The following is a 25,071-nucleotide window of genomic DNA, read 5'->3' as shown; positions in this document are numbered from 1 at the left end:
GGGAACATGGCGATCGAGTACAAGGACGACCGCGAGGCCGGACGGCTGCTCGCCGTGGAGGACGGGGCGGTGGTCGGCCACATCGCGTACTTCGTGCTCGCCGACGCGCCGCACGCCCTGGTCGCGGTGCACACCGTCGTCGAGCAGGGCCACGAGGGCCGCGGCATCGCGGGCGGACTGGTGAAGACCTTCTACGGGATCGCGGCCGCCGAGGGGGTGCCCGTGGTGCCGCTCTGCCCGTACGCGGCGAGCTGGGCCGCCAAGCACCCCGACGAGGCGCCCGAGCCGGCCGCCGAGGTCGTGCTGGCGGCCAAGGTGCAGCTGGCCTCGGACACCCGCCTCGGGTGACCGATCTGCTCCTGCTGCACACCTCGCCCGTGCACGTCCCGGTCTTCGACGCCCTGCGCGACCGCAACCATCCGGGAGCCGTCCTACGGCACCTGGTCGCGCCGGAGCTGCTGGACCGGGCCCGCACGGCAGGGCCGGAGTCGGTGATTCCGGCCCTGCGCCGACTGCTCACCGAAGCCGGGCCCGGAGCCGTGCTGGTGACGTGTTCCACCATCGGGGCCGCCGCGGAGTCCCTGGCTCCGGCGCTCGGCGTCCCGGTGCTGCGGGTGGACCGGCCGATGGCGGCCGCCGCGGTGCGCGCGGGCCGGCGGATCGCCGTACTGGCCGCCCTGGAGTCGACGCTCGCCCCGACCCGGGAGCTGCTGGCCGAGGAGGCGGGCGAGCGGCCGGTGTCGATCCGTACCCACGTGGTCGCCGGGGCCTGGGAGCGCTTCGAGGCGGGTGACACCGCCGGCTACCTCGCCCGGGTGGCCGAGGCCGCCGGCTCCGTCACCGGCGCGGACGTCATCGTGCTGGCCCAGGCCTCCATGGCCGGGGCCGCCGACCTGGTCACGGGCCCGGTGCCGGTGCTCTCCAGCCCGGCTCCGGGCCTGGCCGCGGGCCTGGCGATGCGTTCGGCCCCGTAGCGCAGGCATACCCCTCGCAATCGCGGGAAAGTGGGCCCTATGGTGCGAAAGCGAGACGCAGAAGAGACGCAACCGCCCGTCCCGGGCCCCGACCCCGTTCCGGACCCGAGCCCGTTCCCCGACCCCGAGCCCATGCCGCGGCCCGCGCCGCCCGTGCCCGGCCCGGTACCCGAGCCGGACCCGATCCCGCCGCCGCCGGGACCCGCGCCGATTCCGCAGCCCGGGCCCCTGAGCTGAGGGGCAAGGCGCCGCCTAGGAGCGGACCTCGGAGCGGTCGCCGCTCCAGAGGGTGTGGAACGAGCCCTCCCGGTCGGTCCGCCGGTAGGTGTGCGCCCCGAAGAAGTCCCGCTGCCCCTGGGTGAGGGCCGCGGGGAGCCGCTCCGCGCGCAGCGCGTCGTAGTAGGCCAGTGAGGCCGAGAACGCCGGCACCGGCATGCCCTGGCGCACCGCCTCCACCAGCACGGATCGCCAGCCCTCCTGGTCCGCCGCGATCTCCTCGGCGAAGCGCTCGTCGGCCAGCAGGCTCGGCAGGTCGGGCCGGGCGTCGTAGGCCTCCCGGATCCGGTCCAGGAACGCGGCCCGGATGATGCAGCCGCCGCGCCACAGGGAGGCCACCGCGCCCAGGTCCACGTTCCAGCCGTACTCCTCGCTGCCGGCCCGGATCTGGTGGAATCCCTGGGTGTACGAGACGATCTTCGACGCGTACAGCGCCTGCTCCACCTGGGCGGCGAAGGCTTCCGCCGCCTCCGGCGCGAGCGCGGCGGCCGTCGGCCCCGCGAGCCCGCGCGCGGCCTTGCGCAGGTCCGCGTGCCCGGAGACCGCGCGGGCGAAGACGGCCTCGGCGATCCCCGACACCGGTACGCCGAGGTCGAGGGCGATCTGCACGGTCCAGCGGCCGGTGCCCTTCTGCTCGGCGGCGTCGGCCACGACGTCGACGAACGGCCGGCCGGTCTCGGCGTCCGTGTGCGCGAGCACCTCCGCCGTGATCTCGATCAGGTACGAGTCCAGGCGCCCGCGGTTCCACTCCCGGAAGGTGTCCGCGATCCGCGCGGGGGAGTAGCCCGCGACCTCGCGCAGCAGGTGGTAGGCCTCGGCGATGAGCTGCATGTCGGCGTACTCGATGCCGTTGTGCACCATTTTGACGAAGTGTCCGGCGCCGTCGGGGCCGACATGCGAGACGCACGGAGTGCCGTCCTTCGCCTTCGCCGCGATCTTCTCCAGCATCGGGCCGAGGGAGGCGTACGACTCGGCGGAGCCGCCCGGCATGATGCTCGGGCCGAGCAGCGCGCCCTCCTCGCCGCCCGAGATGCCCGCGCCCACGAAGTGGATGCCCTGCTCGCGCAGTTCCCGCTCGCGCCGCCGGGTGTCCTCGAAGTGCGCGTTGCCGCCGTCGATGATGACGTCGCCCTCCTCCAGGAGCGGGGCGAACTCGTGGATGACGGCATCGGTCGGCTCGCCGGCCTTCACCATGATGACGATGCGGCGGGGGCGCTCCAGCGCGTCGACGAACTCCTTCGCCGACTCGGCCGCCACGAAGGTGCCCTCGTGCCCGAATTCCTCCACCAGCGCCGTGGTCTTGGCGGCGGTGCGGTTGTGGACGGCCACGGTGAATCCGTTGCGGGCGAAGTTGCGGGCGAGGTTGCTGCCCATCACCGCGAGTCCGGTGACGCCGATCTGGGCTGTGCTGGTGCTCATCGTTGCGCTCCTGCGTGCTTCGGTGTGCCTTCGGTGGGCGGGGAACACCGACGCTACCCCCACGCGGACCGGAACGGATCTCCCGGCCGTCGAGACACGGTCAAGTTCCCTTGGCATGCGCCCCGTTGCGCCTCTTGTCATGCCCTGATCGCGCCGTTAAGTTGTGCGGTTCCTGATGTCTTCAATGGGGGCACCCATGGGTGTACGGGGCCGGCACCGCCGGTATCAGCCGAGCAGCATCAACCGGGCCTCGCTGGCCGTCACGGCCGGAGGCGCCGGGATCGCGCTCCCGCTCATGGGTGCCGGAGTCGCTCAGGCGGCGTCCGTCGACACCTGGAACAAGGTCGCGGCCTGCGAGTCGACGAACAACTGGCGCATCAACACCGGAAACGGCTACTACGGCGGCCTCCAGTTCAGCCAGAGCACCTGGCGGGCCTTCGGCGGTGCCGCCTACGCCCCGCGCGCCGACCTGGCCACGAAGGACCAGCAGATAGCGGTGGCGGAGAAGGTCCTCAAGGGGCAGGGGCCCGGCGCCTGGCCCAACTGCGGCAAGCAGGCCGGGCTCACGCGCAGCGGACCGGCTCCGGCCGTCGCCCCGCAGGGCCGGGCGCCCTCGCAGCCCGCGGCGCAGGTACAGACCCAGAGCCAGCCGCAGACCCAGAGCCGGCCGCAGGTACCGGCGCAGGGCAGCGGTCCCCGCCCGACGGGCACCTCCGTCCTGCCGAACCCGTACGTCGTCGCGCCGGGCGACTCGCTCTCCGCGATCGCCACCGACCAGCGCGTCGAGGGCGGCTGGCAGGCGCTGTACGAGACCAACCGGAGCACCGTCGGCGACAACCCGAACCTGATCTTCCCCGGCCAGCGGCTCACCCTGCGCGTCACCAGCGCGCCGGCCACGCCACCTCCGCCCCGCCAGGACCCCGAGAAGCCGCCGCGCACCGCCGACCCGGTCAAGCCCGTGGAGCCGGCCGCCGAGAAGCCGGCCGCGAAGCCCGCGCCGAAGCCGGTCGAGAAGCCCGCCGAGAAGCCGGTGGAAAAGCCGGCGCCGGAGCCGGCCTCAGCGCAGCAGAAGCCGGCTGCGGGCGGATTCTCCGCCCCCGTCGACGCCGCCCTCGGCACCGCGTACCGCGTCTCGGGATCCTCCTGGTCCAGCGGCTACCACACGGGCGTCGACTTCCCCGTGGCGACGGGGACCACCGTCAAGTCGGTCGGACCCGGCCAGGTCGTCTCCGCCGGCTGGGCCGGGGCGTACGGCTACCAGGTCGTCATCCGGCACACCGACGGCCGGTACTCCCAGTACGCGCACCTCTCCGCCCTCGGGGTCAAGGCCGGCCAGCAGGTCTCCGGCGGGCAGCGCATCGGCCGTTCCGGCTCGACCGGCAACAGCACCGGGCCGCACCTGCACTTCGAGATGCGCACGGGACCCGGTTACGGCTCCGACATCGACCCGCTGAAGTACCTCCGCAGCCACGGGGTCCGCATCTGACCCGCGCACGTGCGAGGGCACGACGGTGAGCAGGATCAGGCCGGCCGCCGCGAGTGCGGCGCTGGCCACGGCCGCTGTCGCGCCCGCGGCCCCGTACCGGAAGCCCTCGTCGAACAGCGTGATGCCGACCGTCGCCGCCACCACCGGGTTGACCACCGTCACGGTGGCCAGCGGCGCGGTCAGGCCCGCGCCTCGGTAGGCGGCCTGCGACAGCAGCAGGCCGCCCGCCGCCAGCACCGCGATCGCCGCGAGATCGGGCCACAGGCCGGGCAGCGCGCCCGGCCCGAAGGCCTCCGCCACCGATTTGGTGAACACCGAAGCCATGCCGAAGGCCGTACCGGCCGCCGCGGCCAGCAGCACACTGTGCAGCACCGCGCGGTGCATCCGGTGCGCCGCCAGGAACAGCACGAGCACCGCCCCGGCGGTCACCACGAGCAGCACGCTCCGCTCGTCCCCCGCCAGCGCCTGCTCCGCCCGTCCGCTCCCGCCGGTCAGCGCGAGCAGCCCGGCGAGGCCGACCGTGGCCAGCACCGCCCCGCGCCAGGCGGCCGCGCCCGCCCGGCGCCGTACGAACACGGCGGCCATGGGCAGGGCGAAGACGATGGTGAGCGCGCCGAGCGGCTGGACCAGGCTCAGCGGCCCGTACGCGAGGGCCACCACGTGCAGCAGCGCACCGAGTCCGTTCAGCCCCACCGCCACCCACCAGACGCCCCGGCGCAGCGGGGCGTACCGCCGGTCCGGCGTGCTCGCCGCGACCCGTTCCTGGACGATCGCGCCACCCGCGTACGCCAAGGCGGACACGAGGCACAGCAGGACCGACAGCGCCAGTGCACTCATAAGGTCCACAATGCCCGACCCATCTGCGCTATTCCTCCGCCCACAGGTGGTGATCAGTCATACTCCCGACGTAGTACGGGAGTACGCAGCGTGGCTCGGACCGCAGCGGAAAGCGACCCCTACGGTGCCCCACAGTCACCGGACCGCCCCGTACGGTGACGTCCTGCTCGCGGTCAGTGAGGGCCCCGGGATCGGGTTTGGCTCCGGGCGCGTGGGATCCGTACAGTTTCCCTTTTGAGGACTTCCGCAGCAGGCGGATGCGGACGAGTGATCAAGGAACGGCAGCGGCCATGACGGTGACCGAAGACAGTCAGGACTACGGGCACGCCTACGGGCCCGGCATCGACCCCGACCGGCTGGCCCTCTGCCTCAGCGTGCTCGACGAGCTGGACAAGCTCGACGTCGACCACCCGGACGCCATCACCGTACGCCGCGCCACCGCCGGCCTCTACCGCACGGTCAAGCAGCGCCGCCGCCAGGAGCGCCGCGCCGCCAAGACCGCCAACGACAAGGCCGTCACCGAGGCCACCGCCACCGGCTCCGCCGAGCGCATCGACGACGAGACCGAGGGCATCCTGCCCTCCTCGGTCACCGAGGCCGGCCGGATCGCCGGGATACTCCAGCGCCCGCGCTCCTGCTACGTCTGCAAGACGCGGTACGTCGAGGTCGACTACTTCTACCACCAGCTCTGCCCGACGTGCGCCGCCGAGAACCGGGCCCGGCGCGAGGCCCGCGCCGACCTGACCGGCAAGCGCGCGCTGCTCACCGGCGGCCGGGCCAAGATCGGCATGTACATCGCGCTGCGGCTGCTGCGCGACGGCGCCCACACCACGATCACCACGCGCTTCCCCAAGGACGCCATCCGCCGCTTCAAGGCGATGGAGGACTCCGCGGACTGGATGCACCGCCTGGAGGTCGTCGGCATCGACCTGCGCGACCCGGCCCAGGCCGTGGCCCTCGCCGACCAGGTGGCCGCCTCCGGCCCCCTCGACATCCTGATCAACAACGCGACGCAGACCGTGCGCCGCCTGCCCAGCGCCTACGCGGCGCTGGTCGAGGGCGAGGCCGCCCCGCTGCCCGCCGGTGAGCTCCCCGCCCACCAGGTCATCGGCGCCTTCAACTCCGGCGCGGTCGACGGCCTGGCGGCGCTGCCCGTCGGCGTGAGCGGGCTCGAGGCGCAGAAGGTCGCCGACCTCGCCCTGGTCGCGGGCAACGCCAGCCTGGAACGCCACCTCGCCGGCACCGCCATCGACGCGGGCGGTCTGCTGCCCGACGTCGTCGACAGCAACACCTGGGTGCAGACCATCGACCAGATCTCCCCGGTGGAGCTGCTCGAGACCCAGCTGTGCAACTACACGTCGCCGTTCATCCTGATCAGCGCGCTGCGGCCGGCCATGGCGGAGGCCGCCCGCAAGGCGGCCAACGGACGGGCGTACATCGTCAACGTATCGGCGATGGAGGGCGTCTTCGGCCGCGGCTACAAGGGCGCGGGGCACCCGAACACCAATGCCGCCAAGGCAGCGATGAACATGGTGACGCGGACCAGCGGCCAGGAGATGTTCCAGACCGACCGCATCCTGATGACCTCGGTCGACACCGGCTGGATCACCGACGAGCGCCCGCACTTCGACAAGCTGCGCCTCGCCGAGGAGGGCTTCCACGCCCCGCTCGACCTGGTCGACGGCGCCGCCCGGGTCTACGACCCGATCGTCCGCGGCGAGGCCGGCGAGGACCTGTTCGGCGTCTTCCTCAAGGACTACGCCCCGGGGAACTGGTAGCCCCGGAGCCTCCCCTCGTCACGGGAGGCCCCTGACCGGCCTGCTCGACCCCCTCGGCGAACCGAGGGGGTCGAGTGCGTTCCGGGCGGGCCCGACCCGGCAGGCCCCGGCGGCGACCAGCTCCAGCAGCGGCCGCCAGTCCTCCAGCACGCCCGCGTCCAGGTCGGCCGCGCCGGCCGAATCCCGGGCGTGACACAGGGTGGCCACCGCCTCGGCCTCGGCTCCGGCCCCGGCTCCGGTGTCGAAGGGGGCGGCCGAGAGCCGTACCAGCCGGGCCACCCGCTCACCGAGCAGGGGGCGGACCGCCTCCGCGGCGACCCCCACGGTAACCGTCCCGTCACTCAGACGGAGCAGCCGGCCGATGTCGTGGAGCAAGCCTGCGAGCTGCAGTTCCTTGTCGAAGGGGTGTGAGCGGCGCAGCAGGGCCGCGGTCCGCAGACGCCGCTCGTCGGGGCTGCCGCGCAGGAGCTCCATCAGCTCCAGCACGCTTGTGACGTACGGCACTTGAGCTTCGGGCACCCCGGGCTTCGCCACCGCCGACCCCCTCCGTCACACCCTGCGCGTCCGGGGTCGAGCAGATCACCCGTCATGTACCCGCAGCCCCACGACTTGCTGAACTAGGAGCGAAAGTAAGAGGGCGCAGCGGATTTTGCCTTCCTATCGAGCGGAGGTCCGCTCATATGTGTACTCTGGGGCATCAAGACGGCCCCCATCCGGGCCGCGCTCCACTAAGGCGCCACCGCGTCCGGAAACCCTTTATCCCTTGCCCGGCTCGCGGTCGCCTGCCGGGTTACGCGACACAAAGGAGTGCGCGGTGACTGAGAAGACCAAGCCCGAACCGACGGCCATGGAGCGGACGGGAACGAGGGCCAAGCCCCGAACCGACGAACTCGGAAGCCTCGAGGTCTGGGCCCGATCCGCCCCGATCCGGCTGGCCGGCTACGAGGACGACCTGGCGGAAGCGCACATCCTGCCCGGAATCGACTAGCCCGCAGAGCAGTGCCGAGCGCCCCCGCGTGCCACGTGCACCGGGGGCGCTGCCCTGCCCGCCGCAGCCCGTGCGAAGCCGCCTGAAGCCGCGGTCCGGCCCCGGTTCCCCGACCGGCTACGCCCTGAGCGTCATCGCCGAGGGCGATCACCGCTTCCGCCGCCCCTCCCGCCCCGGCAGGCTGACGTGCATGAAACTGCTGATGCTGGGTGGTACCGAATTCGTCGGACGCGCAATCACCGAGGACGCCCTGACCCGGGGCTGGGAGGTGACCGTCTTCCACCGCGGGCACCACGCGCCCCCGCCGGGCACCTCCGCCCTGCACGGGGACCGCACCGCTCCCGGCGGCCTGGCCGCCCTGGAGACGGGGGAGTGGGACCTCGTCGTCGACACCTGGGGCGGCGCCCCCACCGCGGTCCGTGACAGCAGCCGGCTGCTGCGCGACCGGGTCGGCCGGTACGCGTACATCTCCAGCCGCTCGGTGTACGCCTACCCCGCCCCGGCCGGCCTCACCGAGGACGGCCCCGTCGTCGAGGGCTCCCCGGACGCCGGGCCGACCGCCTACGCCGAGGACAAGCGGGGCGGCGAACTGGCCGCCCTGGACGCCTTCGGGGACCGCGCCCTGCTGGTGCGCGCGGGGCTGATCCTCGGCCCGTACGAGAACGTCGGCCGGCTCCCGTGGTGGCTGAACCGCACCGCCCGCGGCGGTCCCGTGCTCGCCCCCGGGCCGCGCGAACTCCCGCTCCAGTACATCGACGTACGCGACCTCGCGGCCTGGACCCTGGACGCCTCCGCGGCGGGGCGCGGGGGCGCGTACAACCTGGTCTCCCCGCCCGGACACGCCACGACGGGAAGTCTCCTCGACGCCTGCGCCGCCACCACCGCGGGCGGCGCCGAGCTCCGCTGGACCGACCCGGCCCGGATCCTGGAGGCGGGTGTGGAGCCCTGGACCGAGCTCCCGATCTGGGTGCCCGAGGGGGAGGGGTACGACCACATGCACCACGGGGACGTCTCCAAGGCGCTGGCCGCCGGCCTGAAGTGCCGGCCGGTCGAGGAGACCGTGGCCGACACCTGGGCCTGGCTGCGCACCCTCGGCGGAGTCGCCCCGCAGCGGCCCGACCGGCCGTCCAAGGGCATCTCCGCGGAGCGGGAGGCCGCCCTACTCGGGCTCTGAGCGCCGCGCGTCCGCGAGGCGGGTCGGCGGGAGGTACTCGCGCACCAGCGTGCGGTGCCACCACGCCCCCGTCTCGCGCAGCTCCCGCCAGGTCGTGAACCGGTAGCGGTACAGCAGGGCCCGGACGTGGACGGGCGGCGCGTCCGGGAACGGGTTGTCGCGCAGCAGCCGCAGCGTGTCCCGGTCGCCCGCCAGCAGCCGCTCCACGAACGGCCCGAACCAGTCCCGCGCGTAGTCGGGGGAGATCGCCGCGAACCACATCAGCCAGTCCAGCCGCAGGTGGTACGGGGCGAACTGACGCGGGATCCGCCGGGGTTCGCCCGGTTTGCCCTTGAAGCCGTACGCGCGCCAGTCCCCGTCCGCGCGCGGCACCCGGTCCGCGGTGCCCTCCACCACCACCTCCATCCGGACCCGGCCGACCGAGCCGAAGGCCCCGTAGGTGTTCACCAGGTGCAGGGCGTCGAACGAGCGGTTCATCACCTGGCGGCGCGAGATCATGTTGAGCACCGGGCGGCGGCTGAGGAACAGCACGAGGGCCGTCACGGCGCACACCAGGACCACGAACCACAGCGGAGCCGGGCGCGAGGCGGCCGCCGGGGGAGGGCCCGCGATCCCGGTGAAGTCCACGGCCGAGACGGCCAGGGTGATCGTCAGCCAGTTCAGCCAGGCGAAGTTGCCCGACAGCACCAGCCACAGCTGCGTGGCGATGATGATCCCGGCGGCGTACGAGGCCACCGGCTGCGGGGTGAACAGCATGATCGGCACGACCAGTTGGGTCACGTGGTTGGCCGCGCACTCCACCCGGTGCAGCGGCTTCGGCAGGTGGTGGAAGAACCAGCTCAGCGGCCCCGCCATCGGCTGCGTCTCGTGGTGGAAGTACAGGCAGGTCAGCTTGCGCCAGCAGGGGTCCCCGCGCAGTTTGATCAGACCGGCGCCGAATTCCACGCGGAAGAGCACCCACCGCAGCAGCCACAGCACCAGCACCGGGGGTCCGGCCCGGGCGTTGCCGAGGAACACGGCGAGGAAGCCCACCTCCAGCAGCAGCGACTCCCAGCCGAAGGAGTACCAGGTCTGCCCCACGTTCACGATCGAGAGGTAGAGCAGCCACAGCGCTGCCCACATGGCCATGGCCGCGGGCAGCGGTACCTCGTCCCCGGCCCCAGCGGCCAGCGCCGCGGCCAGCGCGGCCCCGCCCCAGGCGCAGCCGGCGAAGAGCCGGTCGGAGTAGCGCAGTTGGAACAGGCTCGGGGCGTGCCGGAAGGGCACGTACCGTACGTAGCGCGGCACGGGCAGCATGCCGTGCGCCCCGATCAGGGCCCGGAACTGCAGGGCGGCCCCGACGAAGGCGACGAGGTAGATCCCGGCCAGGGCCCGCTGGAAGACCAGCCGGGCGAGCCAGTATCCGGGCGCCGTGAACCAGTCCATCGCCTCCAGTATCGGGCCGGTCAGCCGGTGGCGGCCAGCCTGCGCAGCCGGTGGCCCAGCAGGCGCGCGTAGCGCAGCTGGAGGAAGGGGACCACCGGGCCGGCGAGGCGGGTGTACCAGGTGTTCGGGCGGCTGAAGGCGGTGACCGTGAACCACACCGTGCCGTCCGGGTCCATGTCCACGACGAAGGACTCCTCGCCGCACTCGGGGTGCCCGGCCAGCGTTCCGTAGGCGAAGCCGATCCGGGCGGGCTCGTACGCGGTCCAGATGACCTGGCACGGAGCCTCGATCCGCAGCGGCCCGAGCCCGATCCCGACCACCACCTTGCTGCCGGGCCGGGCCGCGCCGGCATCGGCCCGTACGCGCATCCCCGAGGTCCGGTGGGCGTGGAAGGTGGTGACGGCGGTCCCGGCCCGCTCGAAGACGGCCCGGCCGTGCCCGAGGCGGGTGCGGTGGCGCAGGTGGTGGTATCCGACGGGCAGCGGCCGGTGCGCCGTCGCGCCCCTGTCGGGGTAGTTGACGGTGTCCCGGCCGGCGCTGATGAGGCGGGTCATGGCGAGGTCTCCAGTCGGTCGGCGGTGGTGCGTTCGGCGGTGGTGGTGCCTTGGGCGGCGCTGGTGCGGCCCGCGGTGGCGGTGCGGCCCGTGGTGGCGGTGCGGCCGGGGGCGTCGGCGGCCAGCCGGCGCCAGGCGAGCAGCGAGCACACGGCGAACCCGAGGGCGTTCCCGAGGCCGTGCGTGGCGGCCATCCAGGTCAGGGTGGGGTGCGGGATCCCGGTGGCCTCGCCGAGCGCCCACCACAGGGCGAGCAGCATGGTGGCCACGAGCACGGCGGCCGAGCAGGCGAGCAGGATCCGTGTGGTGCGGGCCCCGGCGGCGGGCCGGATCTCCCGCCAGGTCAGCAGGGCCACGGCCCACATCCCGCCGGTCAGGACCACCGCGCCCAGCAGCTCGGCCCAGTCGTCGACGAAGTAGCCGAGGAGGACGAGGAGGGTGCCCGCCGGGACGCTGTACGCCGCCCCGTGCGCGAGCCGGCCGGTTCCGGCGCGGCCGCCGAGGGTGCGGCACACCAGCCCGGCGACCAGGGCGGCGGCGAATCCGGCGAAGTGGAAGTGGGGCACGGTCAGCGCCAGGATGTCGAGGTCGAAGCCCAGGAGCCGGTACCCGGCGCGCTCGGCGACCAGCGCGGTGTCGGCGATCGACGGCGAGACCAGGGCGGTGGCGACGGCGATCGCGGGCGGGTCGAGGGGGCGCCCCGTCCGGCGGACCCCCGGGGCGCGGGCCGCGAGCGCCAGGCAGGCCACCGCATACAGCGCGGCGAGAGCGGTGGCGGGCGTTCCGCGCGGCAGCCACAGGCTCAGGGCTCCGGGAGCGGCCGCGAGGGGCCAGAGCCGGGCCGTCCGCAGGAGCCGCTCCGGATCGATGAGCCGCAGTCCGGCCGGAACGACGTACAGCATGCCCAGGGTGACGATCACGTTCACCAGTACCGTCACCCTGGACTCCCCCCAATACGCTGCGGCCGAACGCCTTGAACGCGTTCAACTCGCGGTGATGAGCCTACGGCGTTCCTTGAACATGTTCAAGCTCCGCTCCGGTTGCGGCTCCCGCGCGGATACGGCAGACAAGAGGAAGCAATCGGGGCGAAAAGGGAGAATCAAGTGAACGGACCGTCACTTCCGACACCTCGTCAGGCGTCGCGTCGTCATGCACCCGCAGGCGCCGCCCTCTTCGCCCTCCTCGGCCTCCTCGCCGCGGCCTGCGGCAGCCCGGAGGAGCCGAAGGGCGCCGCCGGAGCGGAGAGCCAGGAGGTCTACCTCCAGCCCGTCGCCTCCGCCGGCCCCGACCCCTTCACCCCCTCCTCGGCCACCGCCGAGTCCGCCCCCGTCCAGCCCCCGCTCCCCAACGCGACCGGCCAGGGCATCCGCACCGTCAACGCGGCCACCCCCGGCCTGTACGGCGGCACCCAGCGGCTCGGCAGCTGCGACGTGGAACAGCAGGTGCGCTTCCTGACCGGCGACGACGCCAAGGCCCGCGCCTTCGCCGAAGCCTCGAACATCGAAGCCGACAAGATCCCCGACTTCCTGCGCGGTCTCACCCCCGTCGTCCTGCGCGCCGACACCCGGGTCACCAACCACGCCTTCCGCGACGGCGGCGCCGACGACTTCCAGTCCGTCCTCCAGGCCGGCACCGCCGTCCTCGTGGACGAGCACGGCATGCCCCGGGTGCGCTGCGGCTGCGGAAACCCGCTGGCCTCGCCGCGCGCCCCCAAGGGCTCCCCGGTGCACAAGGGCGACCCGTGGAGCGGCTACCAGGCCAACCAGGTCGTGGTCATCGAACCCACCACGCACATCATCAACAACCTGGTCATCGTCAACATCGCCGACAACACCTGGATCGAGCGCAAGCGGGGGGACGACGGCGCCCAGGACCGGCCGCCGAAGGCCCTGCCCGCCTTCGACCCGGCCTCCGGCATCCCCGACGGCCCCCTCGCCCCGCCCGGGACCACGACCGGCGACCCCTGCCGGAACCAGGCCGCCGCGCCGGCCTCGCCGAACGCGGCGACAGGGCCCGCCCCCGGGGCGACGGACTGCCCGGCGGATCCGCAGGCCCCGCCGAGCTCATCCGGCCAGACCCGGCCGCAGAACCCGGAAGTGCCCTCGAACCCGGCCACCCGGCCGCAGCAGCAGCCGCCGTCCGGCACCTCGCCGTCGGAGACCCTCCCCTCGGACCCCCAGTCCGGCATGCCGCCGCTGGACCCGGGCGAGTCGGGGTACCCGCTGGAGTCCGACGGAACGACTCCGCTCCCGAACGATTCGGTGGATCCCTACAACCCGGACGTCCCCGCCACCCCGGACATGCCGTCCGACCCGTCCGCCCCCTACAACCCGTCCGACCCGTTCGTGGACCCGGACCTGCAACCGCAGTCCTCGGACGAGGGATATCCGCTGGAGAGCGCCTGACCGGCCCGTGTGTCATGGTGGATCGGTGCCGACCACCGTATCGCTGCCGGACGACTGGCCCGCACACCCGGACCGGTCGCTGTCGCTGAACCGCATGGGCAGTTTCGACTGGGACCTGGTCACCGGTCTCATGCACATGGACGAAGCCGCCCTCGACGTCTTCGACACGACCCCCGACGAGTACGACGGCCGGCCGGCATCGCTCACCCAGCGCGTCCCCTCCGCCGAGGGACACCGCCTCGACGCCCTCGTCGCCTCCGCCCTCAAGAGCGGCGAGGACAGCTACGGCGCCTACTTCCGCATCCGCTGCCACGACGGGCGCCTGCGCTGGACGCACACCCAGGGCCGCGTCATGCGCGGCCCCGACGGCCGCCCGTACCGCATCATCGGCATCGTCCGGGACGCCACCGACGAGCTCAGCCACTCGGCGGAGCGGCTCGGCCTGGACGAGGAGCGGCGCCGCCAGACATCGGTGGTCGAGTCCACCACCGCCGCCCTCGCGCACGCCCGCACCGTGCGGGACGTCATCGACGTCATCGGCGACGCCCACGGCCTGGAACGGCTCGGCTCGATGGGCATGGTGATGGGCCTCGTCGAGGCCGGCCGGATCCACCTGGTCGCCGAGGGCCCGGAGGACAGCTTCGTACCCGGCACCCGCTACACCCGCATCGACGAGCAGTACCCGATGAGCGAGGTCGTCCGCTCGCTGGAGCCGCGCTTCCTGAACTCGGCGCAGGAGTTCGCCCGGGACTACCCCGGGCTCTGGGCGAAGATCTCGTACATGCGGATCTCGGCCGCCGCCTACCTGCCGCTCATCGCCCAGGCCCGCCCGATCGGCGCGATCGGACTGCTCTACCAGGACAAGGACGGCTTCACCCAGGAGGAGCGCAACCTGCTCGTCGCCCTGGGCAGCAGCATCGCGCAGAGCCTCCAGCGGGCCATGCTGCTGGAGCAGGAGCACGACCTGGCCGAGAGCCTCCAGCAGGCCATGCTGCCGCGGCGGATCCCGTCGGTGTCCGGCGGGGAGATCGCCGTACGCTACCGCTCCGCCCGGATGGGCCGGGACATCGGCGGCGACTGGTACGACGTCATCCCGCTCCCCGGCGGCCGGGTCGGCGCGGTCATCGGCGACGTCCAGGGCCACGACACGCACGCGGCGGCGGTCATGGGCCAGCTGCGGATCGTGCTGCGCGCGTACGCCGCCGAGGGGCACTCGCCGGGCACGGTCATGGCCCGGGCCTCGGTCTTCCTGCACGAGCTGGACACCGACCGGTTCGCGACGTGCACCTACGTGGAGGCCGACCTCTCGACGGGCGTGCTCCAGGTGGTGCGGGCCGGCCACATCGACCCGCTGCTGCGGACCCGCGACGGGGACTGCCACCGGCTGCCGGTGAGCGGCGGGATGCCGCTCGGCCTCTCGGCGGAGTTCGGCCGCCTGGAGTACCCGGTGACCACGGTGGAGCTGGACCCGGGAGAAACGCTCCTGCTGTGCACGGACGGCCTGGTGGAACAGCCCGGCGCCGACCTCGACGACGGGATCCGGCTCCTCAGCTCCCACATCCGCGGCGGACCGGCCGACCTGCAACGCCTGGCGGACCTGCTGTGCGAGATCGCCGACGAACGCGGCGGCGACGACGACATGGCGCTGCTCCTGCTGCGCCGCCAGGTCGTGGCCGCCCCGGAAGGCGGCGGCCGCCTCCAGCAGCACGTCGCCCCGGGTGATCCGGAGGCCCTGGTGGCCGCCCGCCACATGATCGGGGCGGCGGTGCGCGCGTGGGGCGCGCGGGAACGGGCCGACGAGATCGAACTCGTCGCCGACGAACTGATCGTGAACGCCCTCATGCACACGGACGGCCCGGCGATCGTGACCCTCCGCGTCCTCGCGGGCCCGCAGCGCCGACTCCGGGTGGAGGTCGAGGACCGCTCCAGCGCCCTGCCGCGCCGCCGCGAGGCGGGCGAATCGGGCGTCTCGGGCCGCGGCCTGATGCTGGTGGACCGCCTGGCGGACGTCTGGGGCGTGGAGCCCCGGGGCGGCGGCAAATGCGTCTGGTGCGAATTCATCATGACCTGACCCCCCGCACTTGCGACCCCGGCCCGCGGCCACCCCCCGACCTGCAGCCCGGCCCCGGCCTGCGGCCACCGGCCTCGGCGGGGCGGGTGTCGGTTCCCGCGTCCCCAGCCTTGGGGCGTTGCGCCTGAGCTGCGCGCGCGGCCGCCGCCTGCGGCCGCTGGTTGGCCTGCTCGACGTCGGAGGCGGTACCGGGGCCGGGCACCGGGTGACCGGGGTGGACCTGGCGCCCCGAATGGTGGAGCGGGCCCGGGCGAAACTGGCCGCCGCGGGCCTCGAGGGGCGGTTCCTCGTCGGCGACGCCGCGGCCCCGCCGACCGGTACCACGTCGGGCTCTGCCGGCACCTGCTGTGGACCCTGCCCGACCCCGCGGCCGCGCGGCGCGAGGTCGGCGACAGCGGCGCACCGTACGTCGACGGAGCCGGGCCGCTGATCACCGCCGTGGGACTGGGCGCCGCCGGTCGGCTCCTGGTGTCCGTCCTGCACATCGAACCACTCGGCGCGGACGCCGGGTTGTGGGGCGAACCCGTCACCGACGAGCGGTACGCGCTGATTGCCCGTACCTGACCCCCGTGGCGGCTTTTCGTCCCCGATCGGCCGAAGAGCCGCTGGCCCCTACACGCAACCGCCGGGTGGAATGGCGGTGCGCCGCCCGACAGGGCGCCACGCACCGTCGCTCAGCCCCGCGGCCGCCCAGCGGCGCCGCGGCCGACGACCAGGAGCCAGGACTTGCACCGCACCTCTCGCCTCCGCACCTCCCTCCTCTCCCTCGCCGCCGCACTGGCCGCCGCCATGACGGCAACCGCCCCGGCATCCGCAGCGCCGGCATCCGCCGCGCCCGCCGCCGCCCCGGCATCCGCCGCCAACGTCGGACCCGTCGTGGTCCACCTCACCGGCATGGGCAGCGGCCCCCAGAACATCGCCGCGGCCGCCGCCCAGGACCACCTCGCCCGGCAGGCCGCCGAGCTCGGCTTCAACGGCTCGCAGTGCCGGGTGACGGAAGGGCCGGTCTTCCAGCACGTGACCGGCATTTACTACAACGCCATGATCAAGGCGACCTGCAACGGTGACCCCGCGGTGAGCACCCCCACCCGCACCCTCAACCGCCTGATCGGCCCGAACGGCGAGCACATCAGCACCGTCTGGAACGTTCCCCCGGGCTACCGCGTCGAGGGCAGCCTCGGCCAGCTCTACACGAGCCCCCGCGAGGGGACGGTGCCGCTCTACCACTGCGTCGTCCGCAGGGACAACTTCCTCTCCGGCGACGTGAACTGCGAGGGCCAGACCTACGTCTCCCGGCTCGGCTGGTTCTACCCGGGCCAGCCCGCCGACGCGGCCAGCGCACCGCTGATGCGCTGCATGGTCGGCAAGCAGCGGGAGTTCTTCGAGTCCAACGCGACGAACTGCGAGGGCCAGGCCTCCGGCGGCCAGCTCGGCTGGATCTTCACCGGCTGACCCGGCTGACCCGGCTGACCCGGCTGACCCGTCTGACCCGTCTGACCCGGCTGGTCCGGTTGTTCCGATCACGACGCCCCGCCGCCCGCCGCCCGGCTCGCGTTTCGCCCGGGGCGGCGGCAGGCTGGGACCATGCCGGAACTGCCCGAGGTCGAGGCCCTGCGGGAGTACCTCGACGAGCACCTCACCGGGCGGGTGGTCGAGCGCGTCCTCCCGCTCGCCGTCAGCGTGCTCAAGACCTACGACCCGCCGCTCACCGCCCTCGAAGGGCAGCCGGCCGGGACCACCGCCCGGTACGGCAAGTTCCTGGCCGTACCGGTCGGCGAGCTCCACCTCGTCACGCACCTGGCCCGGGCCGGCTGGCTGCGCTGGCAGGACACCCTGCCCGCGCAGCCGCCGCGCCCCGGCAAGGGGCCCCTCGCGCTGCGCGTCTCCCTCGAGGGCGGCGGAGGCTTCGACCTCACCGAGGCCGGGACGCAGAAGCGCCTCGCCGTGTACGTGGTCCACGACCCGCAGGAGGTGCCCGGCATCGCCCGTCTCGGCCCGGATCCGCTCGCCGAGGGCTTCGACCGGGACGCCTTCGCCGCGCTGCTCGCGGGGGAGCGGCGCCAGATCAAGGGCGTGCTGCGGGACCAGAGCGTGATCGCCGGCATCGGCAACGCCTACAGCGACGAGATCCTGCACGCGGCCAAGGTCTCGCCGTTCAAGCTCGCCGCGTCCTTCACCGAGGAACAGCTCACCCAGCTCCACGAGGCCGTCCAGACCACCCTGCGAGAGGCGGTCGACCGGGCCCACGGGGTGGCCGCGGGAAAACTCAAGGCGGAGAAGAAGAGCGGACTGCGGGTGCACGGCCGGGCCGGGGAGCCGTGTCCGGTGTGCGGGGACACCGTCCGCTCGGTGTCCTTCGCGGACTCCTCGCTCCAGTACTGCCCCACCTGCCAGACCGGCGGCAAGCCGCTCGCCGACCGCAGGCTCTCGCGCCTCCTCAAATAGGCGGGTGCTGCGTAGACTCCGGCACCATGGCCGAGGAGCAGCAGCAGTCGCCGCCCCGGCGCGAGATCGTCACCGGGGTCCCCCGGGGCACCCGTCGCCGGGCGCCCGCGCACACCCCCGCCCGTTCGGAGATCTCCGAGCAGACCACCCTCGGCGCCACCTACGTACGGGCCCTCATGCGCAGCCAGCTGCGCGCGGCGCTGTGGGCGCTGGCCGCGCTCGTGCTGCTGGTGGGGTCGCTGCCGCTGGTGTTCGCGCTGTCGCACGACGCGTCGGGGCCGCTGATCTGGGTGGCGCTCGGCCTGCTGGTCTACCCGGTGATGTGGATCGTCGCCCGCTGGTACGTCACCCGCGCGGAGCGCAACGAGGCCGCCTTCACCGGCCTGGTGATGGATCCCGCCGACCGGGCGTGACACCGACCGGGCGTGACACCGGCCGGGACCCGCAGGTGCGGTGCGCCCCCGGTCAGAACAGGTGCATCGCCAAGTGGCCCAATGGCAGCCCGAGTTGCCAGGCGGGCGTCCATACGCGCGCGTTCTCGTCCAGCCCGGGCGGCAGGTCGGTGCGGTCGGGCCGGCCGGGGTCGAGGTTGGTGGCGAACAGCTCGGTGCCGTCCAGCCAGCGCCACGCCGCCCGGGCCAGTTCCAGGTCGGGGTCCTCGCCGTCGCCGCGTTCGCGGGCCTCCTCGCCGAGCGCGAGGAACCGGGTGTGCACCCAGTCGCGCCAGGGGTGTCCGTACGCCGTGAGCGACAGCCATTCGTCGAGCTGCGAGACCACCCGGATCCCGGAGAGCTCGCCGGCCGCGTCCGAGAGGTAGATCGTCAGGGCGAGCGTGTCCCGTCCGGCCCGGAACTCCAGGGTGCTGACCGGGATCAGCCGGCCCGTGCGCAGCAGTTCGTCCGCGATGTATTCGGCGTACAGCCAGGCCATGGGCACCGCGAGCCCGCCGTCACTGGTGCCGTTACTACCCTCGGGCTGCACCGTTCCACCTTCTCCCGTGCGTCGAGCGTCCCGTCGTCAACCCTGAGCCTTCACCGAGCGGCTCGCGGAGCGGGGGATGTTTACTCAACTTGCACGCTCTCATGCCGAAAACGACGCGTTTTATGTCCGATCCGCGTCTATTCACGGCGTTACCCGCCCTTCCCCGGGGTCGGAGGGGGGTCAGGCGCCGAGATCGTACCCGTACCCGTGGAGCCCCTTCCGCAGGGCGCGGAGGGCGTAGTAGGTGCGGGACTTGACGGTGCCCGCCGGGATGCCGAGCTCCGCGGCGGCCTCCGCCACCGACCGGTCGCGGAAGTAGACCTGCATCAGCACCTCGCGGTGCTCCGGCCCCAGGGATCCCACGGCCCGCCGGACGTCGATCGCCGTGACCGACCCGGCGACCGCGTCCTGGGGTTCGGGTGCCTGCTCCAGTCCCTCCGGATCCACCTCCAGCGGCCGTGACAGCCGGGCCCGCCGGGCATCGATCGCGAGCCGCCGGGCCACCGTGAACAGCCAGGGCCGCATGGAGTCGTGCCCGCTGGCCAGGGCCTCCGGGTGTTGCCAGACCCGTACGAGGGTCTCCTGTACGAGGTCCTCCGCGCGCTGGGCGTCTCCGGCGGTGAGGCCGACCAGGAATCCGAACAGGGCCCGCCCGTGGTCGCGCTGGAGTTCGGCCAGTGCCTCGGGATCCGTACGCGGGAGGGTGGGGGAGAGCGGCACGAGGGGCTCCTTCCGGGGTGCGTGGGGGGCCATGGGGGCGGTGTCACGTCCACCCTGACCTGCACGGAGCCGACCCGGAACCGTCCTGCCCCGGCGTTGCGCCCAAGCACCCGGGTCGGCCGCCGGGCGGCCGTGCGGGTCGGTGAACGGTCGAACGGCGCGGCGAACGGCAGGCGCCCGGCACCGCCGCCCACCGCCGGGCGGCCGCTCCTCGCGGTCATGTCCGCCGTTCGGGTGGGCCCGTGCCGGTGCAGCGGATCCGCTCCTTGACTTACGGCGTGTAGTTATATGGATTGCTTGTGATCACACGTCAGATAATCGTATTAATGGGAGTCGGGCACATGACCACGCGAATCCGGCCGCAGGTGCTCGCCCTCCTGACGGCCGTACTGCTGTCCGCCGCCGCGGGATGCTCGGCCGGCGGGAGCTCCGCACCGGCCCGCCTCGGGGAATCCGGCGCACCGGCCACCCCCTCCAGCGCCGCCGGATCACCCGCCGGCAAGGGCTTCACCCTGGTCGCGAGCGGCGACGTACTGCCGCACACCTCCGTCATCCAGCGCGCGGCGAACGACGCCGAGGGCGACGGGTACGACTTCAGGCCCATGTTCTCCGGCGTCAAGGCCGTGGTCTCCGGCGCCGACCTCGCCCTCTGCCACATGGAGACCATCTACGGCGAGGAGGGCGGCCCCTTCTCCGGCTACCCGGCCTTCACCTCCCCGCCGCAGGTCGCCGACGGCCTCAAGGACGCCGGGTACGACGGCTGCTCCACGGCCTCGAACCACACCCTCGACGACGGGGCCGCGGGGCTGCGCCGCACGCTCGACCGCTTCGACAAGGTCGGTCTGAAGCACGCCGGTTCGGCCCGCACGGCCGCCGAGGCGGCCACGGTCACCCTGTACACCGCGGGCTCCGCCAAGGTCGCCCACCTCGCGTACACCTACGACACCAACGGCTATCCGCTGCCCGAGGGTCAGCCGTGGGCGGTCAACCTGATGAAGCAGGACAAGATCATTGCGGATGCGCGGGCCGCCCGGAAGGCGGGCGCGGACGTGGTCCTGGTGAGCGTGCACTGGGGCACGGAGTGGGAGACCGATCCGGACGAGACCCAGCTCTCCCTCGGCAGGGCCCTGACCGCCTCGCAGACCGGGGGCCGCCCCGACATCGACATGATCCTCGGGACCCACGCGCACATCCCGCAGCCCTACGAGAAGGTCAACGGCACCTGGATCGTCTACGGCATGGGCGACCAGGTCGCGGGCGAGATGTTCAACTACACCGGCGCGCGCGACATGCGGGGCAACTACGGGTCGATCGGCCGGTTCACCTTCGCCCCGCCGGCCACCGCCGGGCAGCGCTGGCAGGTCACCAAGGCCGAGTTCGTGCCGCAGATGATGGACCTGTCCGTGGGCCGCGTCGTCCACCTGCCCGACGCGCTCGCCAAGGACCCTGGTCGCGACGACTACGAGCGCGCCCGGGACGCCATCAGCGAGGCCGTGCTCGGCCGCGGCGCCGCCAAGGACGGCCTGACCATGGGCAGGTAGGACCGGCGCCCCGGAAGGCCCCCGGAAGGCCCCCGGACGACTCCCGGACGACTTCCGGAAGGATCCCGGAGGGTTAGGGAACCACGGTGACGGGCCAGCGGCCCGCCTTGACCAGGCGGATCGCCACCGACCCCACGATGCGGTGGCCGGCCTGCTCGGAGGCGCCGACCACCACCGCGTCCGCCATCAGCTCGTCCGCCGCGCTCACCAGACCGGCGTACGGGTCGCCGCGGAAGGTGTGGAACTCCCAGCGCACCTCGTAGATGCCCTTGAGCCGCTCCGCCGACGCCCGGATCTCGGCCACCAGGCCCTCCGCGATCTCCCCGGTGGTGTCCGCGACCGGCGCGCCCAGCGCAGCCCCGGCCGCGATCACCGGCTGGACGTACACCAGCGCCAGCAGGGCGTTCTGCCGCCGGGCCAGCCCCGCCGCGTAGGCCGCGGCCCGCAGCGAGGACTCCGATCCGTCCACCCCGGCCAGGATCACCTTCGGGCCGTCGGTACCGCGTTCGAATGCCGTGTTCACGTGCTCCGTCACCCTGCCGAGGATAGGCGGCTCGCCGCGCGCGCCGACGCCGCCCTCCCTACAGTGCGAACCATGAGCGCCATCAGTGCCACCGTGGAGGAGAAGCACGGGACCCGGAACCGCTTCCTGAACCGGGTGCCCGACGGATTCGGCGCGTTCTTCGGCGCGCTCGGTCTGCTGTGCGCCCTGCTCGCGCTCTCGCCCACGCTGCGGCGGCTCCTGCGGCACATCGTGCGCTTCCTCGACCTGATCGTGGTCCCGGTCAGCGCGAACCTCGCCTACGCCGTCTTCCTCTTCCTCCTGGCCGCCGCCCTCGGCACCCGCAAGAAGGTCGCCTGGTGGATCGTCATCACCTATCTGGCCCTGCTGATCGTCGACGACGTGCTGGAGATGGCCGTCGGCGAGTACTGGATCGGCGTCCCCTCCATGATCATCGCGGTTGCCGCGCTGGTCGTGCTGATCGCCGCCCGTGACGAGTTCTATGCCGCGTCCCGCCCCGGGGCGCTGTGGCACGCCCTGTTCGTCCTCGGTCTCGGCCTGCTCGCCGCCGTACTCGTGGGCTGGGCGCTCGTCGCCGTCTTCCCCGGCACCCTGCCCAAGGGGCAGTGGCTGGACTGGGCCGCCAAGGAGGTCTTCGGCGGTCTCTTCTCGGCCCGGGAGTTCGACGGCCGCCCGCCCCGCCCGCTCTCCTTCCTGCTCGGCCTCTTCGGCGCCGTCGCCCTGCTGAACGCGGCCATGACCCTCTTCCGCTCCCAGCGCCTGACCGCCGCCCTGCACGGGGACGAGGAACCCCGGATCCGCGCCCTCCTCGGCGCCTACGGACGCAACGACTCCCTCGGCTACTTCGCCACCCGGCGCGACAAGGCCGTCGTCTTCGCCCCCAACGGCAAGGCCGGCGTCACCTACCGCGTCGAGGCCGGCGTCTGCCTCGCCAGCGGGGACCCGGTGGGCGACCCCGCCGCCTGGACCGCCGCCATCGACGCCTGGCTGGCCGTGGCCCGCCGCTACGGCTGGCAGCCCGCCGTCATGGGCGCCTCCGAGGACGGCGCCACCGCCTACGCCCGCTCCGGACTCGGCGCCCTGCAACTCGGCGACGAGGCCATCCTGCACGTGGCCCACTTCGACCTCGACGGCCGCGACATGCGCGTCACCCGCCAGGCCGTCAACCGGGTCAGGCGCACCGGGGCCACCACCGTCATCCGCCGCCACTCCGCCCTCTCCGAGGACGAGATGCAGATGATCGTGGAGAGCGCCGACAAATGGCGCGACACCGAGACCGAACGCGGCTTCTCCATGGCCCTGGACCGGCTCGGCGACCGCGCCGACGGGGACTGCCTGCTGGTCGAGGCCTTCGACGACAAGGGCGAGCTGATCGCCCTGCTCTCCTTCGTCCCCTGGGGCAAGGACGGCATCTCCCTCGACCTGATGCGCCGTGACCGCACCGCCCCCAACGGGGTCATGGAGTTCATGGTGGCCCAGCTCTGCGCCGCCGCCCCCGGCCTCGGCGTGCACCGGATCTCCCTCAACTTCGCCGTCTTCCGCTCCGCCTTCGAGGAGGGCGGCCGGATCGGCGCCGGGCCCGTGCTGAAGCTGTGGCGCAAGCTCCTGCTGTTCTTCTCCCGCTGGTGGCAGCTGGAGGCGCTGTACCGCTCGAACGTCAAGTACAACCCCGAGTGGTACCCGCGGTTCCTCTGCTACCAGGACGCCGGCTCGCTCGCCCGGGTCAGCCTCGCCTCCGGCATCGCCGAGGGCTTCGTCTCCGTACCCAGCCTGCGCACCCTGTGGGGCAACGGCCATCCCAAGGGCCTCACCGCCATCGCCTCCACCGAGGGACTGCCCTCGATCGAATCCCTCGGCCTGGACGCCGTGGAGCAGGACACCGCGGGGTCCCCGGCCGAGCGGCTGCCCGAACAGGTCCGCGTCCGCCACGCCAAACTGGACCGCATCCGGGCCGCGGGCACCGACCCCTACCCGGTGGGCATCCGCCCGCGCACGCACACCGTCGCGGAGCTGAAGGCGGCCCACCCCGGCCATGAGCCCGGCGCCCGGACCGGCGCGCAGGCCACGCTCGCCGGGCGCGTGATGCTCGTACGCGACCTCGGCGGCGTGGTCTTCGCCGTCCTGCGGGACTGGTCCGGCGACATCCAGCTGATGCTGACCCGCGACGAGGCCGGGGCCGACGTACTGGACTCGTTCACCTCCCAGGTCGACTTCGGCGACCACGTGCTCGCCAGCGGCGAGGTCGGCGCCAGCAGGGCCGGCGAGCTGTCCCTCGTGGTCCGCTCCTGGCAGCTCACCGGCAAGTGCCTGCGCCCCCTCCCCGACAAGCGCAAGGGCCTCGCCGACCCCGAGGCCCGGGTCCGGCGCCGCTACCTCGACCTCGTCGCGAGCCCCGAGGCGCGCGACGTCGTACGGGCCCGCTCCAGCGCGGTCCAGGCCCTGCGCCAGGGACTCCTCGACCGCGGCTACCTGGAGGTCGAGACCCCGATGCTCCAGCAGATCCACGGCGGCGCCAACGCCCGGCCCTTCCGCACCCACATCAACGCCTACGACCTCGACCTGTACCTGCGCATCGCCCCCGAGCTCTACCTCAAGCGGCTCTGCGTCGGCGGCATGGAGAAGGTCTTCGAGATGGGCCGCACCTTCCGCAACGAGGGCGTCTCCTACAAGCACAACCCCGAATTCACCATGCTGGAGGCCTACCAGGCCTTCGCCGACTACGACGTGATGCTGGACCTCACCCGCGAGCTGATCCAGGGCGCCGCGATCGCCGCCTTCGGCTCGCCCATCGCGCACAAGGCGGGGCCGGACGGGAAGCTCGTCGTCCACGACATCTCCGGAACCTGGCCGGTCAAGACCATGTACGGGGCCATCGGCGAGGCCCTCGGCGAAGAGGTGGACGCCGACACCGAGGAACACGTCCTGCGCAGGCTGTGCGACCGCGCGTCCGTCCCGCACGCCCCCGAGGACACCCGCGGCGACGTGGTGCTGGAGATGTACGAGCGCCTCGTCGAGGAACGCACCAAGCTGCCCACCTTCTACAAGGACTTCCCCACCGACGTCTCCCCGCTCACCCGCCAGCACCGCCGGGACCCCCGGCTCGCCGAGCGCTGGGACCTGGTGGCCTTCGGCACCGAACTGGGCACCGCCTACTCGGAGCTCACCGACCCGGTGGAACAGCGCCGCCGCCTCACCGCCCAGTCCCTGCTCGCGGCGGGCGGCGACCCGGAGGCCATGGAACTCGACAACGACTTCCTGGACGCCCTGGAGTACGCGATGCCGCCCACCGGCGGCCTCGGCATCGGCGTGGACCGCCTCGTCATGTTCCTCACGGGCCTGACGATCCGCGAGACGCTCCCCTTCCCCCTGGTCCGCCGCGGCTGACCGGGCGCCCGGTCAGCCCCGGGCCGTCGCCCCGGGCCGCGGACGATCGCGTCGCGTGGGCCGACCGGGTGAGGGGGAGAGGGCGCTTCC

General features: G+C 73.3%; 21 protein-coding genes and 2 pseudogenes. 14 read left to right on the top strand and 9 right to left on the bottom strand.

Annotation, left to right across the window (positions count from 1 at the left end):
- The first annotated feature begins 6 nt into the window (after positions 1 to 6).
- Positions 7 to 348, top strand: a complete 342-nt coding sequence (locus B6R96_RS05445) for a GNAT family N-acetyltransferase (protein WP_053169801.1) — start codon at positions 7 to 9, stop codon at positions 346 to 348.
- A complete protein-coding gene (locus tag B6R96_RS05440; protein WP_237291329.1) occupies positions 345 to 974 on the top strand; it encodes an aspartate/glutamate racemase family protein in 630 nt (209 codons plus the stop codon). The genes B6R96_RS05445 and B6R96_RS05440 overlap by 4 nt, the downstream gene beginning before the upstream one ends.
- Before the next feature lie 252 nt (positions 975 to 1,226).
- Here B6R96_RS05440 and gndA read toward each other — a convergent pair whose 3' ends face one another.
- Complete coding sequence (gndA, locus tag B6R96_RS05430) at positions 1,227 to 2,669, bottom strand: NADP-dependent phosphogluconate dehydrogenase (RefSeq protein WP_081521787.1); 1,443 nt, start codon at positions 2,667 to 2,669, stop codon at positions 1,227 to 1,229.
- Positions 2,670 to 2,865: 196 nt separating this feature from the next.
- Between gndA and B6R96_RS05425 the strand changes: the two genes are divergently transcribed.
- Complete coding sequence (locus tag B6R96_RS05425) at positions 2,866 to 4,155, top strand: transglycosylase family protein (protein ID WP_081521786.1); 1,290 nt, start codon at positions 2,866 to 2,868, stop codon at positions 4,153 to 4,155.
- Positions 4,156 to 4,257: 102 nt separating this feature from the next.
- Here the strand turns inward: B6R96_RS05425 and B6R96_RS37635 are convergent.
- Positions 4,258 to 4,992, bottom strand: a pseudogene (locus B6R96_RS37635) (DMT family transporter); the annotation flags it as partial.
- Positions 4,993 to 5,282: 290 nt separating this feature from the next.
- On the opposite strand from B6R96_RS37635, the gene B6R96_RS05415 reads away from it, so the two are divergent.
- Positions 5,283 to 6,770: an SDR family NAD(P)-dependent oxidoreductase gene (locus B6R96_RS05415; RefSeq protein ID WP_053169810.1), complete on the top strand. Its 1,488-nt coding sequence runs from the start codon at positions 5,283 to 5,285 to the stop codon at positions 6,768 to 6,770.
- Between the two features lie 18 nt (positions 6,771 to 6,788).
- Here the strand turns inward: B6R96_RS05415 and B6R96_RS05410 are convergent, their stop codons facing one another.
- Entirely contained in the window at positions 6,789 to 7,274 is a 486-nt protein-coding gene (locus B6R96_RS05410; RefSeq protein ID WP_203351592.1) for a hypothetical protein, read from the bottom strand.
- 310 nt (positions 7,275 to 7,584) lie between these two features.
- Here B6R96_RS05410 and B6R96_RS36650 point away from each other — a divergent pair, with 310 nt between their 5' ends.
- Together B6R96_RS36650 and B6R96_RS05405 are read left to right on the top strand one after the other, a co-directional pair.
- On the top strand, positions 7,585 to 7,758 hold the full coding sequence (locus B6R96_RS36650; RefSeq protein WP_162498480.1) for a hypothetical protein: 174 nt from the start codon (positions 7,585 to 7,587) through the stop codon (positions 7,756 to 7,758).
- Positions 7,759 to 7,948: 190 nt separating this feature from the next.
- A complete protein-coding gene (locus tag B6R96_RS05405; RefSeq protein WP_081524991.1) occupies positions 7,949 to 8,932 on the top strand; it encodes an NAD-dependent epimerase/dehydratase family protein in 984 nt (327 codons plus the stop codon).
- Here the strand turns inward: B6R96_RS05405 and B6R96_RS05400 are convergent.
- The 3 genes from B6R96_RS05400 to B6R96_RS05390 are packed head-to-tail and all read right to left on the bottom strand — an operon-like array spanning position 8,918 to position 11,849.
- Positions 8,918 to 10,357, bottom strand: coding sequence for a lipase maturation factor family protein (locus B6R96_RS05400; protein ID WP_081521785.1), 1,440 nt, complete (start codon positions 10,355 to 10,357; stop codon positions 8,918 to 8,920). The two genes, B6R96_RS05405 and B6R96_RS05400, sit on opposite strands and share 15 nt — an antisense overlap.
- A gap of 20 nt (positions 10,358 to 10,377) precedes the next feature.
- Positions 10,378 to 10,911 carry a DUF1990 family protein gene (locus B6R96_RS05395; protein ID WP_081521784.1) on the bottom strand — a complete coding sequence of 178 codons (534 nt, stop codon included), beginning with the start codon at positions 10,909 to 10,911 and terminating at the stop codon, positions 10,378 to 10,380.
- On the bottom strand, positions 10,908 to 11,849 hold the full coding sequence (locus B6R96_RS05390; RefSeq protein ID WP_081521783.1) for a YndJ family protein: 942 nt from the start codon (positions 11,847 to 11,849) through the stop codon (positions 10,908 to 10,910). The genes B6R96_RS05395 and B6R96_RS05390 overlap by 4 nt, the downstream gene beginning before the upstream one ends.
- Before the next feature lie 165 nt (positions 11,850 to 12,014).
- On the opposite strand from B6R96_RS05390, the gene B6R96_RS05385 reads away from it, so the two are divergent.
- The 6 genes and pseudogenes from B6R96_RS05385 to B6R96_RS05360 all read left to right on the top strand — a co-directional run bounded on the left by B6R96_RS05385 (position 12,015) and on the right by B6R96_RS05360 (position 18,245).
- A complete protein-coding gene (locus B6R96_RS05385) occupies positions 12,015 to 13,316 on the top strand; it encodes a DUF6777 domain-containing protein (RefSeq protein ID WP_107475468.1) in 1,302 nt (433 codons plus the stop codon).
- A gap of 7 nt (positions 13,317 to 13,323) precedes the next feature.
- The gene (locus B6R96_RS05380) at positions 13,324 to 15,387 is read left to right on the top strand and encodes a SpoIIE family protein phosphatase (RefSeq protein WP_053169823.1); all 2,064 of its coding nucleotides are present in this window, start codon (positions 13,324 to 13,326) and stop codon (positions 15,385 to 15,387) included.
- Positions 15,388 to 15,547: 160 nt separating this feature from the next.
- Positions 15,548 to 15,951 (top strand): annotated as a pseudogene (locus B6R96_RS38950) (class I SAM-dependent methyltransferase); the annotation flags it as partial.
- A gap of 162 nt (positions 15,952 to 16,113) precedes the next feature.
- Positions 16,114 to 16,839, top strand: coding sequence for a hypothetical protein (locus B6R96_RS36645; protein ID WP_107475467.1), 726 nt, complete (start codon positions 16,114 to 16,116; stop codon positions 16,837 to 16,839).
- Positions 16,840 to 16,971: 132 nt separating this feature from the next.
- Positions 16,972 to 17,832: an Fpg/Nei family DNA glycosylase gene (locus B6R96_RS05365; RefSeq protein ID WP_030389006.1), complete on the top strand. Its 861-nt coding sequence runs from the start codon at positions 16,972 to 16,974 to the stop codon at positions 17,830 to 17,832.
- A 26-nt stretch (positions 17,833 to 17,858) separates the two neighbouring features.
- Positions 17,859 to 18,245 (top strand): hypothetical protein, encoded by a 387-nt coding sequence (locus B6R96_RS05360; protein ID WP_030389007.1) that lies wholly within the window; start codon positions 17,859 to 17,861, stop codon positions 18,243 to 18,245.
- Between the two features lie 52 nt (positions 18,246 to 18,297).
- Here B6R96_RS05360 and B6R96_RS05355 read toward each other — a convergent pair whose 3' ends face one another.
- Together B6R96_RS05355 and B6R96_RS05350 are read right to left on the bottom strand one after the other, a co-directional pair.
- On the bottom strand, positions 18,298 to 18,762 hold the full coding sequence (locus B6R96_RS05355; protein ID WP_051779659.1) for a hypothetical protein: 465 nt from the start codon (positions 18,760 to 18,762) through the stop codon (positions 18,298 to 18,300).
- A gap of 231 nt (positions 18,763 to 18,993) precedes the next feature.
- A complete protein-coding gene (locus B6R96_RS05350; protein ID WP_051779660.1) occupies positions 18,994 to 19,566 on the bottom strand; it encodes a sigma-70 family RNA polymerase sigma factor in 573 nt (190 codons plus the stop codon).
- A 308-nt stretch (positions 19,567 to 19,874) separates the two neighbouring features.
- Here B6R96_RS05350 and B6R96_RS05345 point away from each other — a divergent pair, with 308 nt between their 5' ends.
- A complete protein-coding gene (locus tag B6R96_RS05345) occupies positions 19,875 to 21,074 on the top strand; it encodes a CapA family protein (protein ID WP_081524990.1) in 1,200 nt (399 codons plus the stop codon).
- A gap of 73 nt (positions 21,075 to 21,147) precedes the next feature.
- Here the strand turns inward: B6R96_RS05345 and B6R96_RS05340 are convergent, their stop codons facing one another.
- Positions 21,148 to 21,609, bottom strand: coding sequence for a universal stress protein (locus B6R96_RS05340; protein ID WP_030389011.1), 462 nt, complete (start codon positions 21,607 to 21,609; stop codon positions 21,148 to 21,150).
- A gap of 60 nt (positions 21,610 to 21,669) precedes the next feature.
- On the opposite strand from B6R96_RS05340, the gene lysX reads away from it, so the two are divergent.
- On the top strand, positions 21,670 to 24,981 hold the full coding sequence (lysX, locus tag B6R96_RS05335) for a bifunctional lysylphosphatidylglycerol synthetase/lysine--tRNA ligase LysX (RefSeq protein ID WP_237291327.1): 3,312 nt from the start codon (positions 21,670 to 21,672) through the stop codon (positions 24,979 to 24,981).
- Positions 24,982 to 25,071 lie beyond the last annotated feature (90 nt).

Origin of the sequence: Streptomyces sp. Sge12, assembly GCF_002080455.1 — a bacterium.
GTDB lineage: Bacteria > Actinomycetota > Actinomycetes > Streptomycetales > Streptomycetaceae > Streptomyces.
This window is presented reverse-complemented; position numbering and strand designations above follow the sequence as displayed.

Bases quoted from the DNA above. Each gene is read 5' to 3' on its own strand.
- B6R96_RS05425 (WP_081521786.1), top strand. From the start codon at position 2,866: ATGGGTGTACGGGGCCGGCACCGCCGGTATCAGCCGAGCAGCATCAAC.
- B6R96_RS05360 (WP_030389007.1), top strand. From the start codon at position 17,859: ATGGCCGAGGAGCAGCAGCAGTCGCCGCCCCGGCGCGAGATCGTCACC.
- B6R96_RS05395 (WP_081521784.1), bottom strand. From the start codon at position 10,911: ATGACCCGCCTCATCAGCGCCGGCCGGGACACCGTCAACTACCCCGAC.
- lysX (WP_237291327.1), top strand. From the start codon at position 21,670: ATGAGCGCCATCAGTGCCACCGTGGAGGAGAAGCACGGGACCCGGAAC.
- B6R96_RS05445 (WP_053169801.1), top strand. From the start codon at position 7: ATGGCGATCGAGTACAAGGACGACCGCGAGGCCGGACGGCTGCTCGCC.
- gndA (WP_081521787.1), bottom strand. From the start codon at position 2,669: ATGAGCACCAGCACAGCCCAGATCGGCGTCACCGGACTCGCGGTGATG.
- B6R96_RS05355 (WP_051779659.1), bottom strand. From the start codon at position 18,762: ATGGCCTGGCTGTACGCCGAATACATCGCGGACGAACTGCTGCGCACG.
- B6R96_RS05365 (WP_030389006.1), top strand. From the start codon at position 16,972: ATGCCGGAACTGCCCGAGGTCGAGGCCCTGCGGGAGTACCTCGACGAG.
- B6R96_RS05400 (WP_081521785.1), bottom strand. From the start codon at position 10,357: ATGGACTGGTTCACGGCGCCCGGATACTGGCTCGCCCGGCTGGTCTTC.
- B6R96_RS05415 (WP_053169810.1), top strand. From the start codon at position 5,283: ATGACGGTGACCGAAGACAGTCAGGACTACGGGCACGCCTACGGGCCC.
- B6R96_RS05345 (WP_081524990.1), top strand. From the start codon at position 19,875: ATGACCACGCGAATCCGGCCGCAGGTGCTCGCCCTCCTGACGGCCGTA.
- B6R96_RS05350 (WP_051779660.1), bottom strand. From the start codon at position 19,566: ATGGCCCCCCACGCACCCCGGAAGGAGCCCCTCGTGCCGCTCTCCCCC.
- B6R96_RS05405 (WP_081524991.1), top strand. From the start codon at position 7,949: ATGAAACTGCTGATGCTGGGTGGTACCGAATTCGTCGGACGCGCAATC.